The sequence below is a fragment of the Streptomyces sp. NBC_00414 genome (assembly GCF_036038375.1).
Lineage (GTDB): Bacteria > Actinomycetota > Actinomycetes > Streptomycetales > Streptomycetaceae > Streptomyces.
This window is the reverse complement of sequence record NZ_CP107935.1, coordinates 9,860,839-9,876,160: the sequence shown is the minus strand read 5'-3', so window position 1 is coordinate 9,876,160 and position 15,322 is coordinate 9,860,839. Positions and strand designations below refer to the sequence as shown.

The 15,322-nt window shown below is 70.2% G+C and carries 14 protein-coding genes; 5 read left to right on the top strand and 9 right to left on the bottom strand.

Annotated features, from left to right (window positions below; translation table 11 throughout):
• Positions 1-38 precede the first annotated feature (38 nt).
• From OHS59_RS42275 to OHS59_RS42265, 3 genes are all read right to left on the bottom strand, one after another.
• Positions 39-740 carry a beta-glucanase gene (locus OHS59_RS42275; RefSeq protein ID WP_328498639.1) on the bottom strand — a complete coding sequence of 234 codons (702 nt, stop codon included), beginning with the start codon at positions 738-740 and terminating at the stop codon, positions 39-41.
• Positions 741-881: 141 nt separating this feature from the next.
• Complete coding sequence (locus OHS59_RS42270; protein ID WP_328498638.1) at positions 882-2,087, bottom strand: PP2C family protein-serine/threonine phosphatase; 1,206 nt, start codon at positions 2,085-2,087, stop codon at positions 882-884.
• The gene (locus OHS59_RS42265) at positions 2,084-3,691 is read right to left on the bottom strand and encodes a sensor histidine kinase (protein WP_328498637.1); all 1,608 of its coding nucleotides are present in this window, start codon (positions 3,689-3,691) and stop codon (positions 2,084-2,086) included. The genes OHS59_RS42270 and OHS59_RS42265 overlap by 4 nt, the downstream gene beginning before the upstream one ends.
• Before the next feature lie 108 nt (positions 3,692-3,799).
• Here OHS59_RS42265 and OHS59_RS42260 point away from each other — a divergent pair, with 108 nt between their 5' ends.
• On the top strand, positions 3,800-4,570 hold the full coding sequence (locus OHS59_RS42260) for a response regulator (RefSeq protein ID WP_328498636.1): 771 nt from the start codon (positions 3,800-3,802) through the stop codon (positions 4,568-4,570).
• Between the two features lie 13 nt (positions 4,571-4,583).
• On the opposite strand, the gene OHS59_RS42255 is transcribed toward OHS59_RS42260, so the two are convergent.
• The gene (locus OHS59_RS42255; protein WP_328498635.1) at positions 4,584-6,089 is read right to left on the bottom strand and encodes an alpha/beta hydrolase; all 1,506 of its coding nucleotides are present in this window, start codon (positions 6,087-6,089) and stop codon (positions 4,584-4,586) included.
• Between the two features lie 65 nt (positions 6,090-6,154).
• Here OHS59_RS42255 and OHS59_RS42250 point away from each other — a divergent pair, with 65 nt between their 5' ends.
• On the top strand, positions 6,155-7,075 hold the full coding sequence (locus tag OHS59_RS42250) for a helix-turn-helix domain-containing protein (protein WP_328498634.1): 921 nt from the start codon (positions 6,155-6,157) through the stop codon (positions 7,073-7,075).
• A gap of 4 nt (positions 7,076-7,079) precedes the next feature.
• Here the strand turns inward: OHS59_RS42250 and OHS59_RS42245 are convergent, their stop codons facing one another.
• Complete coding sequence (locus tag OHS59_RS42245) at positions 7,080-8,060, bottom strand: helix-turn-helix domain-containing protein (RefSeq protein ID WP_328498633.1); 981 nt, start codon at positions 8,058-8,060, stop codon at positions 7,080-7,082.
• Positions 8,061-8,421: 361 nt separating this feature from the next.
• Here OHS59_RS42245 and OHS59_RS42240 point away from each other — a divergent pair, with 361 nt between their 5' ends.
• A complete protein-coding gene (locus OHS59_RS42240) occupies positions 8,422-9,240 on the top strand; it encodes an SAM-dependent methyltransferase (RefSeq protein ID WP_328498632.1) in 819 nt (272 codons plus the stop codon).
• A 64-nt stretch (positions 9,241-9,304) separates the two neighbouring features.
• Here OHS59_RS42240 and OHS59_RS42235 read toward each other — a convergent pair whose 3' ends face one another.
• Together OHS59_RS42235 and OHS59_RS42230 are read right to left on the bottom strand one after the other, a co-directional pair.
• On the bottom strand, positions 9,305-10,225 hold the full coding sequence (locus tag OHS59_RS42235; protein ID WP_328498631.1) for a helix-turn-helix domain-containing protein: 921 nt from the start codon (positions 10,223-10,225) through the stop codon (positions 9,305-9,307).
• A gap of 101 nt (positions 10,226-10,326) precedes the next feature.
• Entirely contained in the window at positions 10,327-10,554 is a 228-nt protein-coding gene (locus OHS59_RS42230) for a DUF397 domain-containing protein (protein WP_328498630.1), read from the bottom strand.
• A gap of 455 nt (positions 10,555-11,009) precedes the next feature.
• Here OHS59_RS42230 and OHS59_RS42225 point away from each other — a divergent pair, with 455 nt between their 5' ends.
• Complete coding sequence (locus tag OHS59_RS42225; protein WP_328498629.1) at positions 11,010-11,564, top strand: hypothetical protein; 555 nt, start codon at positions 11,010-11,012, stop codon at positions 11,562-11,564.
• Between the two features lie 60 nt (positions 11,565-11,624).
• Here OHS59_RS42225 and OHS59_RS42220 read toward each other — a convergent pair whose 3' ends face one another.
• Positions 11,625-11,984 carry a DUF6204 family protein gene (locus OHS59_RS42220; protein ID WP_328498628.1) on the bottom strand — a complete coding sequence of 120 codons (360 nt, stop codon included), beginning with the start codon at positions 11,982-11,984 and terminating at the stop codon, positions 11,625-11,627.
• A 116-nt stretch (positions 11,985-12,100) separates the two neighbouring features.
• Positions 12,101-12,547: an SRPBCC family protein gene (locus OHS59_RS42215; RefSeq protein ID WP_328498627.1), complete on the bottom strand. Its 447-nt coding sequence runs from the start codon at positions 12,545-12,547 to the stop codon at positions 12,101-12,103.
• A gap of 298 nt (positions 12,548-12,845) precedes the next feature.
• On the opposite strand from OHS59_RS42215, the gene OHS59_RS42210 reads away from it, so the two are divergent.
• A complete protein-coding gene (locus OHS59_RS42210; RefSeq protein ID WP_328498626.1) occupies positions 12,846-15,254 on the top strand; it encodes an RICIN domain-containing protein in 2,409 nt (802 codons plus the stop codon).
• Positions 15,255-15,322 lie beyond the last annotated feature (68 nt).

Here is a 15,322-nt window from a genome sequence, read left to right as displayed (position 1 = left end):
GAGGGACGGCGGCCGCCGGGCCGCCGCCCCTCGCCCTCTCACATGTCCGCCCACTCCTCCGTCTCGGCCGGCCGCCGGGGCGGCACCACGACCGGACGGCGCACGATCAGGCGCTCCACGGCATACGACATCTCCTTCGTACCGGCGTCGGGACGCGGGTGATAGCGGCCGGCGCACACCGACAGGTTGACGATGAGGTAGGCGTGCCAGTGCTTACCCACACCACGTCTGTCGGCGAAGACCTGTACTCCGTTGAGCCACCAGACGACCGAGCGGGCACCGAACTCCACACGCAGTTCGACATGGCCGCCGGGACGCACGGCTTCGTCACGGTGGTAGAGATGTCCGCCGCGGACATGGTTGGAGAACTCCAGCAGGTCCGGGTTGTCGGGGTGGTACTCGAACACGTCGATCTCCTGGCCCCCGTCCCGCCAGGTCCAGATGGCCGGCCAGGCCCCCTGCTCGACGGGCAGGCGCACCCGTGTCTCCAGAACGTCGCCGGTGCGGACGACGAACTCCTCCTCGCTTCCCTCGGTCGTCAGCAGGCCCGCGTTCCACAGGCCGTCGGGGCGACGGGAGGCCCGGAACGTACCGGTGCGGGAGTAGGCCGGGTCGGACACCAGATGGTCGAGCTTGTTGTCGGTCGGGTTGACCGGGCCGCCCTCGGGATAGGCCCAGGAGCGGCCGGCCACCCACTGTCTTCGCGAACTGAAATCGGCTGTGAGGACGACGTCGGACACAGGCCGGCTCCTTGGCGACGGAGGAACAGGGACAAATGCGCGCAGCCTGTTTCTCCCCAGCCGCTCACCGCTCATGCGCCCGTCGGGTCCACCGCCGAGCAAACAACCCGCCCGAGTGAACTCGCCGTCGGGCACAGGTCTTCAGGCACGGGGCGGGCGGTTTCCCCAGTCGAGGCGGAGCACCGCCAGGTCGTCGGAGTGGCGTCCGGCGTTCAGCGCATGGGTCTCCTTGATGAGGAGGTCGACGTGGGCGGCCGGGTCCGCCGCCGGCAGTTTCCCGATCAGTGCCAGCAGCCCCTCGACGCCGAGCCGCTCGCTCTTCGTCCCGTTGTGTCCTTCGGTGAGCCCGTCCGTGTAGAGGGTCAGGGCTCCGGTGGCGGGGAGCGGGATGACTGTGGAGGGCCAGCTGTGGGCCCCGGGGACGATTCCCAGCGCGATGCCGTGGGCGGCGGTCAGCTCCCAGGTCCCCTCGGGCGCGGTGAGGAGGGGTTCGTGGTGCCCGGCGAGGTGCAGGGTGGCGGTGGCGGCGTCCTGGTCGAGCGTGAGGAGGGTGCAGGTGGCGAACAGTTGCTGGCTGCCGCGTTCGGCGATCAGGATGCGTTCCATCAGGTGCAGCAGGTCGTCTCCGCGATGCCCGCCCAGGACGAGGGAGCGCCAGGCTATGCGCAGGCAGACACCGAGCGCGGCGGCGTCGGGGCCGTGGCCGCTGACGTCTCCGACGACGGCGTGCAGCAGTCCGTCGTCCCCTTCCACCACGTCGAGGAAGTCCCCGCCGAGCAGGGCCATCGCGGCGCCGGGCAGATAGCGGGAGGTCACTCTGACCGTGGAGGTGTCGAGGATCGGCTGGGGCAGCAGGCCGCGTTCCAGGCGGGCGTTCTCCTCCGCCCGCAGTTGGACCGCCTGGGCCTCGGCGCTCGCGCGTTCGGTCTGGCTCCGGTAGACGGCGTAGCGCAGCGTCCGCTGCAGGAGGTCCGCCTCGACCTTGCCCTTGACGAGGTAGTCCTGGGCTCCGGCCGCCATCGCGTCGGTGCCCGCGCGGTCCTCGGACAGCCCGGTCAGGACGATCACCGCGGTGTGCGGGGCCAGCCCACGGACGGCGGTGACCGCGTCGATGCCCGACACGTCGGGCAGGTGCAGATCGAGGAAGATGCAGTCGATCGGGGCGCCGGCCAGTTCGGTGCGGGCCTCGGCCAGTGTGGTCCGGGTGGTCAGCGTGAACCGCAGCCCGGTGTCGTGCAGGAGTTCCTCCACGAGCAGGGCGTCGCCCGGATCGTCCTCGATCAGGAGGATGCGGTACATCGGCTCGTCGGAGGCCGCGCCCGGGGCGGCCGTCGTGGCTGCGGTCATCGGGCCGGCTCCGCCTCGGATCGGGTCGCCTCCGGCGTGGCGGACGTGCCGGGGCCCTCCGGCGGCCGGGGTGCGAGGGTGAAGGTGAAGCGCGCGCCGTCGTGGTAGGCCGGGTCGACGGCGATGGTGCCGCCGTGGAACTCGACGATCTTCTTGCACATCGCGAGGCCGATCCCGCTGCCGGAGTAGGCGTCCTTGGTGTGCAGCCGCTGGAAGATCACGAAGATCTTGTCGGCGTACTCCGGCGCGATGCCGATGCCGTTGTCGGTGACGGTGAACCGCCACAACTCGCCCTCCCGGTCCGCCGTGACGTGGATCTTCGGCGCCTCACCCGGCCGCCGGAACTTGACGGCGTTGCCGATCAGGTTCTGCCAGAGCATGCCCAGCTGGGTGGGGTCAGCGACCAGGGTCGGCAGCGGATCGTGGGTGATCGTCGCTCCGGCCTCCTCGATACCGACGCTCATCGTGGACAGGGTCCGCTCCAGCACCTTGTCCAGGTCGACACTCTGGTGGGTGTTGTGCAGCCGCCCGACCCGGGAGAAGTCGAGCAGGTCGTTGATGAGGATCTGCATGCGGTTCGCGCCGTCGACCGCGAAATCGATGTACTGGTCGGCCCTGCTGTCGAGCTGCCCCCCGTAGCGCCGCTGCAGGAGCTGGGTGAAGCTGGAGACCTTGCGCAGCGGCTCCTGCAGGTCGTGCGACGCCACGTACGCGAACTGTTCCAGCTCGGCGTTGGAACGCTGGAGGTCCGCGGTCTGCGCGTCCAGCCGCAGCCGTGTCTCCTCGCTGACGGCCAGCTCCCGTACGAGTCGCCTGCGCATGAAGTCGATCTCGCTGCTGAGGCGCCGCAGGTCCGCGGGGCCGGTCGGCGCGATGGGGTGTTCGAAGTCACCGCCGGAGATGGCACGGGCGTCCGCGCCGAGCTGCTCCAGGGGACCGTTGATGCCGCGCCGCAGTCCTTCGAAGATCAGAGCCGTCAGGACGACGATGACCACCGCGATGGCGCTGAACACCCAGTTCCTCAGGGTCATCGTGGACATCAGGTCGTCCCTGGCCTTGACCCGGTCCGCGCGCAGCCGTTCCTGCTGGCTGTCCAGGGCGGCGCGTACGTCGTCGAACGCGGCTTTGCCCTCCGCGGCCCGTTCGGTGGCCAGCGGTGAGGGCGAGCCGGGCGCCGCGGCGGCGATGGGCCGGGCGATCCTCTCCTGCCACGTCTCCACGGCGTCCTGCACGGCCTTCAGGTCCTTCAGACGGTCGGGGTCGTCCCGAAGCAGCCCGGTGAGCTGATCACTGTTCGCCTTCTGCTCGGTGATCCCCTGCTCGTAAGGGGTTATGAACTCCTGCTTGCCGGTGAGCCCGTACCCGCGGATCCCGGTCTCCTGGTTGAGCACGGCCGCTTCCAGGCGGATCGCGACGGTCAGGGCGGGCGAGCGCACGTCCACTAGGTCACTGCTGAGCGTCTCGGTCCGCCCCAGGACGTAGGCGCCCGCCGATCCGAGCACTGCCAGAACCACCAGGGACGCGGCCACCCCTACACGAAGCCACCGCCTGGTCGTCCACGCGGAAAGCCCTCGCGTACGCGATCGCCCCTCATCGCCGGTCATTCTGTGGACTCCTCGCTGTGACACTCGCCTTGAAAGTTTGGCCAGCACACTTTAGAGGGCGACAACCCTTGTTGTCGCGCGGCTGCCCAGGGACCTAGAGTGCCGGGTATGCCCGGCAAGGACTTCGTGTTGCGGATCACACCGCAGGAGACAGCCACCATCGCGGACGCGACGGTCGGCGATCTTGCGCAGCGCCTTGCCCGGCGACTGCTGGAGGCCCCGTCGCATCCGGCATCGGACGACCCGGCACAGGCCCTGGCCCTGCTCCACGTGCTGGATCATCTCAAGCAGGCCACTGAACGACTCCAGCAGGAAGCGGCCGTGGCAGCCGCACGCGCGGGTGCCGGGTACCCGCAGATCGGCGCCGCCTGCGGCATGACCCGGCAGGGCGCCCGGCGCCGCTGGCCGGGGCTCTTCCACCACTCCAACGAGAAACCCACGGAGCATCCGAAAATGACCACCCCCGCCCGCCCCTTCGACGTCCTGCTCGTCGAGGACGACATGGCCGACGCCATGCTCATCGAGGAAGCCCTCTCCGAGCGCGGGGCCCGCAACCTGGTCCAGGTCACCGACGGAGTCGCCGCGCTGGAGCACCTGCGGACACCGGGTACGCCGCGGCCGGACCTCATCGTCCTCGACCTGAACATGCCGCGGATGAACGGCCGCGACCTGCTCAAGGTCCTGAAGAGCGATGACGATCTGGCGACGATTCCCGTGGTCGTCCTGACGACGTCCACCGCTCCGGACGACGTGACGGGCGCGTACAGCAGTCACGCCAACGCCTACGTGACCAAGCCCGTCAACCTCGACGAGTTCGAGCAGGCCGTCCAGAGCATCGACGCCTTCTACCTCGACACCGCCACCCGGCCCCGCCCCTGAACCGCGCGGCCGGTCACACCGGCCGCTCCAGGTGCGCGAGCACCGTGCGGACGGCCCGGGACACGGCGTCGCGGGCCTCGTCCGTCGGTTCGTCGGTCTCGAAGCCGTGGCGGCCGTGCGGGACGTCGATGATCTCGACCGGGGCCTTCGTCTCCCGCGCCGCGGTCACGAACTCCCGCACCGTGGCGGCGATCTGTGGCGTCTCCAGACCCGCGCGGGTGAGCACGAGGGGCGGCGGTGTCCCGTCGGTGGCGTGGAGCGCGCCGACCGGGCCGAAGCGGGGGCCGACCGCGCCCCAGCCCGGCAGCGGGGCCAGGATCGGGTAGGTGAGGGCCAGGCAGCGCAGCCACGGCGGTGGGGCGGTGATCCAGTCCGCGGCGAGCAGTCCGGCGCCGGAGAAGATCCACAGGGCGATGCGCTGCCCGTCCACCCGGGGGTCGGCGCGTAGCAGTTCGACCGCCTCGGCCACGTCGTCGGCGGCCCGCGCGTAGTCGGTGATGCCGTGCAGGCGGTGCTCCACGACGGCGCCCACCGCGCCGAGGCCGGCGGTGCAGCGGGCGTAGCCGAGGTAGAACGGCGAGTCGCGCGGCGCCGGGACGAGGTCCGGGGGCACCGGCCCGCCGTGCACGAACAGCACCGCGGGCCAAGGGCCTCGCGCTTCTCCCGTTTTCCCGTCCGCCTCCGGCAGGTGCAGGTCCACCCGCCCGTTCCGCACCCGCTGCCGCTCCGGGGCGTCGAGCAGGAAGGGCCGCAGGGACCGCGACTCGCCCTCGGACACGGTCAGCCGCCGGCCCTCGTCCGCGGCCGCGCGAAGCAGTACTTCGGCCAGTTCGTCCGGGCGGGAGAGCATCGGCCAGTGGCCGGTGGCCAGTTCGAAGAAGCCCACCTTCGGGTCGGCCAGTCTCCGGAACTGCGGCGGACCGGTGCGTACCAGCGCCTCGACCAGTTCCACGGTCGTCCCGCCGGCCGTGCACAGGATTCCGGTGGTGGGCACGGCCGCGGCGGCGCCGGTCAGTCGCAGCGGCTGGGTCAGCGTGTGCGGTGGCTGCGGGGCAGCTTGCCTGCTCAGCAGTTCGAGCTGCCGCGTCGACAGACCTTCCGTGCTGCCCCAGCGCTGCCATTGCGTCGGCTCCGGAGGAGGTACGGGCCCGGGGCGGCCTTCGGCGCGCAGCAGGTCGTGCACCGAGGGATCGGGCACCAGGGCCAGTGCCGTGTCGCCGTCCTGCGGCATCCCGGCGTCCAGGTGAACGACCCGCGCGACGCGCTCCGGGCGGCGGTCGGCCGCGCCCAGTACGGGGTGGATGGCGTAGTCGTGGCCGACCAGCACCGACTCCCCCGGCGGCGCGAGGGAGTCGATCAGCCGGACCAACTCCTCGACATGTGTCTCCAGATCGGCCTCGGGCCGCCTGCTCAGCGTCACCGGGTGTGCCTCGGCACCCGACTCCCGCAGCCGCCCGGCCACCGCGCTCCAGATCGACCCGTCGGTGAACGGGCCGGAGACCAGCACGAATACGGACATCGGTACCTCCAAGGGTGGGTTCGTCGCGGCTAACCTAGGAACTCCCCCTGAGGGAGGTTCAACCCTTGCCACCCGACGGCACGAACAGCGTGGACGGCACCCTGGGTATCGGCGAGCTCGCCGCGCGGGCGCGGACCACGGTCAAGACCGTCCGCTTCTACTCCGACCGGGGCCTGCTGCCCGAGGCCTCGCGCAGTGGCGGCGGCCACCGTCGTTACGGTCCGGAGGCACCGGAGCGGCTGCGTATGATCCGCGCGCTGCGTTCCCTCGGTGTGCCCGTTCCGGAGATCGGGCGGGTCCTCGACCGCGGGGACACCCTGGAGGCCGTCGTGGCACGCCGGCTGGACGGCCTCGGCAGCGAACTCGCCGCGCTGCGCTGGCGCGAGGCCGCGCTACGGGCGGTCCAGGACGGCGCCCCCGGTCAGCTCGCGGAACGTCTGGAGCTGATCGGGGCGGTCAGCGTGCCGCCCAGCACGTCCGCCCTCGCGCACTACTGGCGCCGCCTGTTGCCGGTGCGCCTCTCCGCCCGCCTGCGCGGCGCCGTCACCGAGGCGGCCGTCCCGCAGCCCTCGGCCGACCCGACTCCGGAGCAGGTCCTCGCCTTCGCCCGCATCCACGCCCTGGCGACGGCTGCCACGGACCACTGCCTCGTGTCCCACCGCCCCGTCACCGCCGCGCATCCCGATCTGCTCTACGAGGGTCTGCACGAGGCGTACGTCCTGGTGGTGGCCGCCCTGCGGGCCGACCGCGCTCCCGGCTCCGGCGAGGCACTGGACTGCTTCGTCGCCGCCCACGCCCGCGACTCCGGTACCCGCGACAGCCCCGCTTTCCGCCGCGCCCTCACCGGGCGCCTCGCAGCGGCGGATCACCCGGTGATGGCCCGCTACTGGCAGCTGGCAAAGGAGCTGACGCCCGACGTGACCCTTGGCGGAGCGGACTCCTGGCTCCGCGAGGCGCTGACCACGAGCGTGGCGGCGGGCCCGTAGGACTTCAGGCCATCGTGTTCGCGCGGCTCTGGCGGCGGAACTGGCGCGGCGAGAGGCCGTGGGCGCTGCGGAAGGCCTGGCTGAAATGCGCGGGGCTGGTGAACCCCCACCGGGCGGCGATCGCGTTGATCGGGCGGTCGGCCAGCCGGGGGTCGGCCAGGTCGCGTCGGCACTGTTCCATGCGGCGCTCGCGGATCCAGGCGGCGACGGTGCGGCCTTCGGCGTGGAACAGCTTGTGCAGGTAGCGCAGGGAGATGTGGTGCGCCGCGGCGATCGTCTCCGGGGTCAGGCGCGGATCGCCCAGGTTCTCCCGGATGAAGGCGTGGATCCTTGCCGACAGCGCACGCTGTCTGGTGTGGGGCGGCACCGCGCTCCGCACGTCCAGGGCGTTGGCGAGTGCCGCGGTCAGTACGTCGAGCGTGAGGCCGGCCAGCCGGGCGGTGTCGGCCGGGCCGAGTTCGTGCAGATGCCGGGCCAGTTGCAGCAGGAACTGCGACGACAGCGCGCCGACCCCCTGGTCTCCCGGAATGCGTACCGCGGTCAGCCGCCGCAGATCCCTCGGCGGCAACGGTAACGCCGAGCGCGCGAACTGCAGGACGAGCAGCTGACTCGCCGGGATGTCCGTCGCCAAGGTCGCCGAATACGGTCGCGAGGTGTCGTAGAGGACCAGGTCGCCCACCCTGAACTCCGCGTGCCGATCGCCTTGCGCGACGACTCCCGTGCCATGAACGGCGACAGCCAGTTTGCACAGTTCGGGATCGGCCCGGCGAATGAGCCTGGCCGTACGGTGGATCGTGTACGGAGTGGTGGTCATCAGTGTCGCCTGTACGGGGCCTGGCCCGCCGACATCGATCCGCGCCTGGAATCCGGACTCCAGGTGCGGTTCGCAGCGCAGGTCGTAGGGCACCCAGATCTTCGAGCTGACCTCGCGCCAGAAGGCGAACCGCTCGCGCGCCGGAACGTCTGCCGTACTGATCACGTCCATGACCCCCACCACAGTGTCGATCTCCGTCCTGTCATCCTCGGCGAACGCCCGCGCGCCGTCGTCCGCCGCTCGGCGCAAGTACGCGTGCTTCCGCCGGAGTAGCGCCGGCCGTCCGGCCGCGTCCACGGGCTCCACCCTGAGGAATCCGGGTGGGCGCGAGCAGTGCCGGAACCGCATCGGCGAGCGTGCGGATGTCCTGTCGACCGATGACATCTGTCATGCGGCAGGACGATTCGGACACGCGACCATTTCGTTCATCCGAAAGGCTGGTTTCGTGACGGGCTGGCAGGCGCAAACCCCAACTACCTAAGATGTACTTCCTGTTAGGGACGCAGCTGGTGCCGATCGAGCCGGGGGAACCATGAACACCGACAGGCCGCTCTCCAAGAAGATCGACGCCACCGTGCCGACGGCCGCCCGCATGTACGACCACTACCTGGGCGGCAAGGACAACTACGCGGCGGACCGCGCGGCCTGCGAAGAGCTCGACAAGGTCGTACCCAGCACCCGGCGACTGGCCCTCAACAACAGGCGCTTCCTGCAGCGGGTCGTCAGGACCCTGGCGACGGACTACGGAATCCGGCAGTTCCTGGACCACGGATCCGGTCTCCCCACGCAGGACAACGTGCACCAGGTCGCCCAGGGCATCGACCCCGACGCGCGCGTGGTCTACGCCGACAACGACCCCATGGTGCTCGTCCACGGCCGGGCGCTGCTGGAGCAGAACGAGCGCACCGCGGTCATCCACGCGGATCTGCGGAACACCGACGAGATCTTCTCGCACCCCGACACCCGGCGTCTGATCGACTTCTCACAGCCGGTCGCCGTTCTCTTCAACTCGGTCTTCCACTGCATCCCCGACAGCGAGACCGACGGCCCGCAGGCCGTGGTGCGGCGCGTGGCCGAGCGGCTCGCGCCCGGCAGCTTCATGGTGATCTGCCAGCTGGTCAGCGAGGACGCCGAGGTCCGGGCCTTCGTCACCGACTTCATGGACAAGGCGACGCAGGGCCACTGGGGACGCGTACGGCAGGAGAAGGACGTAGCGGCCCTGTTCGACGGACTGGAGATCCTTGAGCCGGGGCTGGTGGAGGTCTCCACCTGGCGGCCCGACAGCGAAGTGCAGACCCGTCAACTCTCCCAGGAGTGGATCGAGTTCGGCGGACTGGGACGCCTTCCCTAGGGCCTGTCAGGCAGATCGCGCCGCTGCCCGCCCGTCGTCGCCCGGAGGACGAGCTGCGCGCGGGTCACTCCGACCCGTAGCGCTGCTCCATCGTGCTGCGCAGCATCCGCAGCGAGTCACGCGGCTTCAGCGCCTCGTCGGCCAGCCGGTCGAGGGTGAGCCGGTACTCCTCGGTCTCGTCGCGGTCTTCGAGGAAGTGGGCGCTCCTGATGTGTTCCAGATAGACGACGTCCGGCAGGTCGAGGCCGCCGAAACGCAGATAGGTGATCGGGATGGCGGGCGCCGAGGCGTTCGTGACGTCCAAAGGCACGATCTGCAGCACCACGTGGGGCCGTTGGGCCATGTCGATGAGGTGCGCGAGCTGCTCGCGCATGGCTTCCCGGCTGCCCAGCACCCGCAGCAGGACGGACTCGTCGATGACGGCCCACAGTTGCGGGGCGTCCGCGCGGTGCAGCAACTGGGCGCGGCGCATCCGCAGTTCGACCCGGCGGTGCACCTCGGCGGCCGGTGCGTTCGGCAGGCCCCGCTCCACCACGGCCCGGGTGTACGCAGGCGTCTGCAGCAGGCCGGGAACGTACTGGATCTCGAAGGTCCGGATGGCGGCGGCCGCTTCCTGGAGGCCCACCAGCCGCTCGAACCACTCGGGCATCAGGCGCTTGTCGTAACGCTGCCACCAGCCGGGTTCGTTGGCCCGATGCAGCAGTTTGAGGAGCACCGAGCCCTCGTAGGCGTCGGTGCCGTACAGGTGGAGCAGGGCGCGCACATCGGTCTCGCTCGGAGGTTTGCGCCCCTTGCCCGACTCGATGCGTGAGAGCTTGGCGCCGCTGAACCCCAGTGCGCGCGCGGCCTGGTCCTGGGCCAGGCCGGCGTCCTCGCGGAAGCCCGAGAGCTGGACGCCGACCAGCATCTTCAGCAGAGTGGGAGCCGGCTCGGAACGCTCCAGATAGGATTCGAGCCGTGCGACGCGAGGCGACTCGGCGACCATTTTCGGCTCCCCCGCAATTTGGCACAAGGACGGCAACAGTATCGCACCGGCCCTGCCGGCTCCGCATCCCCCGTCAGCGGGTGGGCAGTTGGGCTCACCGCTCACAGCAGATGGTCGAACTCCCCGTCCTTGGCTCCCGCCAGGAACGCCGCCAGTTCCGTGGACGTGTAGACGAGCGCGGGCCCCTCGGGATCACGGGAGTTGCGCACGGCGACGCCCCCGTCGACCCGGGCGACCTCTACACAGTTTCCCTCGGCGTTGCTGTGTCGGCTCTTGATCCAGCTGACATCCAGCGAGCTGGCCTGTATTCCGTTCTCCACCTCTGGCACCGCATCTCCTAGCTGTTCCCGCCCCTGCGCCGAGCCCGAAAGCTCGGCGGCCCAGGCTCACGACGCCTCGGTCCGCCCTCGACCGACGTCTTCGGCCAAACTTCACGCAATTTCGCGTGCAATTGCACACGACCGCGTTCAGTGTGGATAATAACTGCAGCGCCGACAACCCCAGCCAGGACATTGCGTCCTGACGTCAGATCAGGGAGATGACGTGTTGTCACCTGCGCGACCAGAGCTCCCGTCACCGCTGACGACCGTTTCGTCGGCAGGTGGCCGAGGCAGGTTCACCGGGCTTCCGGCGCGGCTGCCTCTGATGCCTTGCGGGGCAGCCGTTTCGGGGGACGGAGGCGACCACCGGCATCCCGGGCGGTACGGCTCCTCGGCCTCCGCTCACGACGGACACGACGCCCTCGCCATCCAACCGATACGACACGTCGGAAAGGCCTGACGCCATGCACAGCGTTCCGCCGCAACAGCCGAGGACCGGGCAGCGAGGGCAAGAGGCGGCCCGGACAGGGAAGACGCCGATATCGCCACTGACAGCCGTGGGGGACGTCTCCTGGAGCGCGATGCGGGATTCCACCGGCTGCGCCACCGCCATCCCCCTGCTCCTCGACGGTGTCGCCTCGGGCGACGCGCAGACCGCGGCGACGGCGCTCAAGGAACTGCGTGAACGCATCTGCCAGTACGGCTTCGTCGTGGAGCAGGCGACCGCCGCCACGGTCCCTTTCCTCTGGGAGCTGGCGCAGCTGCCCCAGGTGACCTGCCGGGCACGGATCCTGCACCTGCTCAAGAACATCGCCGACACCCGGCAGTGGGAGAGCATCGCGGACGCCTATCCGAAGCTGCTCAACCACCGGGAGAACCCTGCCGTGTGGGAGCGCGCGGCGAGGGAAGCCGTCCACGCCCATCAGGACGCGCTCGACGTGCTCGTGTCGGACGACGACACCGAGATCGTGCACGCCACCACCGAACTCGCACGCACGCTGGGCAGACAGACCTGCTGAACCGGCGGCCCGGGGAGGGGGCCCGTACGCAGCCGGAGCGGGTGCCCCGGCGGTGGCCGGTCAGATGTGCTTCTGAGCCGCCTCGCGCCGCCGGCGCTTGCCCAACGGGGCCTGCGAGAGGTCCTCGGCGGTGGATCGCAGGTTCTTGTAGCCGTACCCGCGTGCGGTGAGCCAGGTCCTGGCCGCTTCCTCGGCACGTCCGGTCGCGTCGAGGATGTCCTCCTCCTCTTCCCCCGCGTCCAGGAAGCGGAAGGTGAAGGCGGACCGTGCGGCGATGTCGTAGCTCAGGTGCCCTTCAGGGGTGAAGGCCGCGCGCAGTACGTCGTGCGCCGCGGCATCGGCCAGCAGGGCGGACCGCTGGTCGGCCCCGAGCCCGTCGAAGACGCCGCGCACGGTGATGCGGAAGGTGCGAGTACTCATCGGGCGACCTTAACGAGCCAGGTGGGCGGTGTTCCACAGGGTTTTCCCGTGCCGTGCCCGCGGGCGCCCGCGGGTGCCCGTGGGTCAGCTCCCGGCAGGTGGGCCGGTTCTCGGGCTCAAGAGGACTCCACGGCCGCCTTGATGCGCTGCCCGAAGGCAGGGGCGTCCTTGCGTGCCGCGCCCCCCGCGAGAGGCAGCAGCAGCTTTCCGATGCCGTGGCCCTCCAGCACGTTGAAGATGCGGACGCGGGTTCCGCCGCTCGGCGTCGGCTCAAGGTCGTAGCCGCCGTCGGCCGCGGTGATCAGATTCCGTGACCGCTCGCTCCAGCGGATCCGGCTCGGGGAGACGAGTTCGGTGATCTCGAACTCCCGTCCCGTCTTCATGCCGGCGTCCTTCACGGTGCTGTGGAAGACCGTGCCGACGGCCGTCGGCCCGGCAGGCTTCTTGTCGATCTTCTGCACTCGGGGGCTGAACTTCGGATCGTTGGTGCCGTCCGCGAGGAAGGCGAAGACCTCGTCGATGGGACGGTCGATGTCGACAGTGGCCTCGAACTGGGTGCCCATGGACTCTCCCGGGGATGGCGGCGGCCGGCGACAGGAGGCTCGGCGTCGCCGAGGCCACCGGTCCGCACGTCAGAACAGGCGGGTCAACCATACGACGCCGCGCCCGGCCCCGCAGCAGTCCCAACGGACATGTCCTTGTCATCTCTCTGGACAGCCGCCGCACGGCGTGCTGTGATGCCGCAAGCCGAACTTTCCAACGTTGTACAGCCTCTGTTCCGCCGCTCACGGCCGACGTCCGCCCGCCCTTCCACGGCAGCCGTCGGTGGCCACTTCCTCTCCCCCAACAGGAAGCAGTGACATGCCGATCGACAGACGCCATCTGCTGCGCACCGGTTGCCTCGCCCTCGGTGCGGGCGTACCCCTGATGAACACCGGACCCGTCGCCGCCGCCACACCCCCGGTGGCCGCCGACGCGGCTGCCGATGTGGCCGCCGACGCCTTCCTCCGGCTGAAGCCCGGCAGCATCGTCCCGCGCGGCTGGCTCGCGGGTCAGCTGCGGCTGCAGCTGGACGGACTCTGCGGCCGTCTCACGGAGAAGTCCCACTTCCTGGACTTCGCCACGAGCGGGTGGGTCCACCCCGAGAACAACGCCTGGGAGGAGCTGCCGTACTGGCTGCGCGGTTACGTGCCGCTGGCCGCCGTCACCCGGGACACCGCCGCGCTCGACCGGGCGCGACGCTGGATCGACGCGATCCTCGCCACCCAGCAGAGCGACGGCTTCTTCGGGCCGCGCGCACTGCGGACCGCACTCAACGGCGGCCCCGACTTCTGGCCGTTCCTCCCTCTCCTGCAGGCGCTGCGCAGTTTCGAGGAGTTCACCGGCGACACCCGCGTCGTCCCTTTCCTCACCCGGTTCCTGCGGTACATGAACACCCAGGGCAAGGGTGCCTTCGACACCAGCTGGGTGTCGCAGCGGTGGGGCGACTGCATGGACATCGCCCTGTGGCTGTATCGCCGGGCGCCGGAGCCCTTCCTCCTCGACCTGGTCGACAAGATGCACGCGTGGGGCGCCGACTGGACCGGTGCGCTGCCCAACGCCCACAACGTCAACATCGCGCAGGGTTTCCGTGAGCCGGCCCAGTACGCCCAGCGCTCCGGGTCCGCGGAGCACACCCGCGCCAGCTATCGCACGTACACCGAACTCCTCGCGGCGCACGGCCGGTTCCCCGGTGGGGGCTTCGCGGGTGACGAGAACATCAGGCCCGGTTTCGGCGACCCGCGGCAGGGCTTCGAGACCTGCGGTGTCGTCGAGTTCATGGCGAGCCACGAGCTGCTCACGCGCGTCACCGGAGATCCGCTCTGGGCCGACCGGTGCGAAGAGCTGGCCTTCAACATGCTGCCCGCCTCCCTCGATCCCGACGGCAAGGGGGTGCACTACGTGACGAGCGCCAACAGCGTCGACCTGGACAACTCCCGCAAGACGCAGGGGCAGTTCCAGAACGGCTTCGCCATGCAGTCCTTCCAGCCCGGCATCGACCAGTACCGCTGCTGCCCGCACAACTACGGCATGGGATGGCCCTACTTCGCCGAGGAACTGTGGCTCGGTACCCCGGACGGCGGGCTCGCCGCGGCGATGTACGCGGCCTGCCGGGTCAGGACACAGGTGGCCGGCGGCACGACCGTCACCGTCACCGAGGAGACCGACTACCCGTTCGGCGAGACGGTCGACTTCACCGTCTCCACACCGCGTTCCGTCCGCTTCCCGCTGCTGTTGCGGATACCGGGCTGGTGCGCGGCGCCGCGGCTCCAGGTCAACGGGAAGAGCGTGCAGGCGCGGAGCGGACCGGCCTTCGTACGTGTGGAACGCACGTGGGCCGACGGCGACCGGGTCTCGCTGCGCCTGCCGCAGAGCACGACCGTGCACACCTGGTCCGGAAACCGGAACTCGGTCAGTGTCAGCCACGGCCCGCTCACCTACGCACTGCGCATCGGCGAGAGATACGTCCGCTACGGCGGGGACGCGACCTTCCCCGAGTACGAGGTCCATGCCACGACACCCTGGAACTACGGGCTGGTGCCCGGCGGGGGCCTGGAGGTGCGTCGGGCCCCGGGTCCGGTCGCCGCCAACCCGTTCACGCAGTCGGCCACCCCCGTCTCGATCACGGCGGAGGCCCGCCGTGTCCCGGAGTGGATCGCCGACGACGAGCATGTGGTGGCCCCGCTGCAGCAGAGTCCGGCCCGGTCCGCGGGCGCGGTGGAGCAGGTGACGCTGATCCCCATGGGTGCGGCCCGGCTCCGCATCGCGTCCTTTCCGACCGCCTCCCCCGCCGGCACGCCCTGGCAGCCGGAGAGCCCGTACCGGCGGATCCGGAACAAGCACAGCGGGAAGGTGCTCGCCGTGGACGGCATGTCCACCGACAACAGCGCCCACGTGGTCCAGTTCGACAACTCGGGCACCGGGGACCATGCCTGGCAGGTCCTGGACCAGGGCGACGGATGGTCGCTGATCCGCAACGGCCACAGCGGGAAGGTCCTGGGGGTCGACGGCATGTCCACCCAGAACAGCGCGCACGTCGTGCAGTTCGAGGACAACGGCACCGACGACCATCTGTGGGCCTTCGCCGACGCGGGGAACGGCTGGTTCCTGATCCGTAACAAGCACAGTGGGAAGGTCCTGGGAGTGGACGGTATGTCCACCCAGAACAGCGCACATGTCGTCCAGTTCGAGGACAACGGCACCGATGACCACCTATGGCAGTTCGCCTGAAACCGAGCGGTCAAAAGTTGAACCGCCGGGCTCCGCGCGCCGTCTTGATGGTTGAGGCGGCACTGTGA

What these genes read in the sequence shown, in the direction of transcription:
- OHS59_RS42270 (WP_328498638.1), bottom strand. Translation starts at nt 2,087, where the DNA reads ATGACCGCAGCCACGACGGCCGCCCCGGGCGCGGCCTCCGACGAGCCG.
- OHS59_RS42265 (WP_328498637.1), bottom strand. Translation starts at nt 3,691, where the DNA reads ATGACCGGCGATGAGGGGCGATCGCGTACGCGAGGGCTTTCCGCGTGG.
- OHS59_RS42260 (WP_328498636.1), top strand. Translation starts at nt 3,800, where the DNA reads ATGCCCGGCAAGGACTTCGTGTTGCGGATCACACCGCAGGAGACAGCC.
- OHS59_RS42255 (WP_328498635.1), bottom strand. Translation starts at nt 6,089, where the DNA reads ATGTCCGTATTCGTGCTGGTCTCCGGCCCGTTCACCGACGGGTCGATC.
- OHS59_RS42245 (WP_328498633.1), bottom strand. Translation starts at nt 8,060, where the DNA reads ATGGACGTGATCAGTACGGCAGACGTTCCGGCGCGCGAGCGGTTCGCC.
- OHS59_RS42240 (WP_328498632.1), top strand. Translation starts at nt 8,422, where the DNA reads ATGAACACCGACAGGCCGCTCTCCAAGAAGATCGACGCCACCGTGCCG.
- OHS59_RS42235 (WP_328498631.1), bottom strand. Translation starts at nt 10,225, where the DNA reads ATGGTCGCCGAGTCGCCTCGCGTCGCACGGCTCGAATCCTATCTGGAG.
- OHS59_RS42225 (WP_328498629.1), top strand. Translation starts at nt 11,010, where the DNA reads ATGCACAGCGTTCCGCCGCAACAGCCGAGGACCGGGCAGCGAGGGCAA.
- OHS59_RS42220 (WP_328498628.1), bottom strand. Translation starts at nt 11,984, where the DNA reads ATGAGTACTCGCACCTTCCGCATCACCGTGCGCGGCGTCTTCGACGGG.
- OHS59_RS42215 (WP_328498627.1), bottom strand. Translation starts at nt 12,547, where the DNA reads ATGGGCACCCAGTTCGAGGCCACTGTCGACATCGACCGTCCCATCGAC.
- OHS59_RS42210 (WP_328498626.1), top strand. Translation starts at nt 12,846, where the DNA reads ATGCCGATCGACAGACGCCATCTGCTGCGCACCGGTTGCCTCGCCCTC.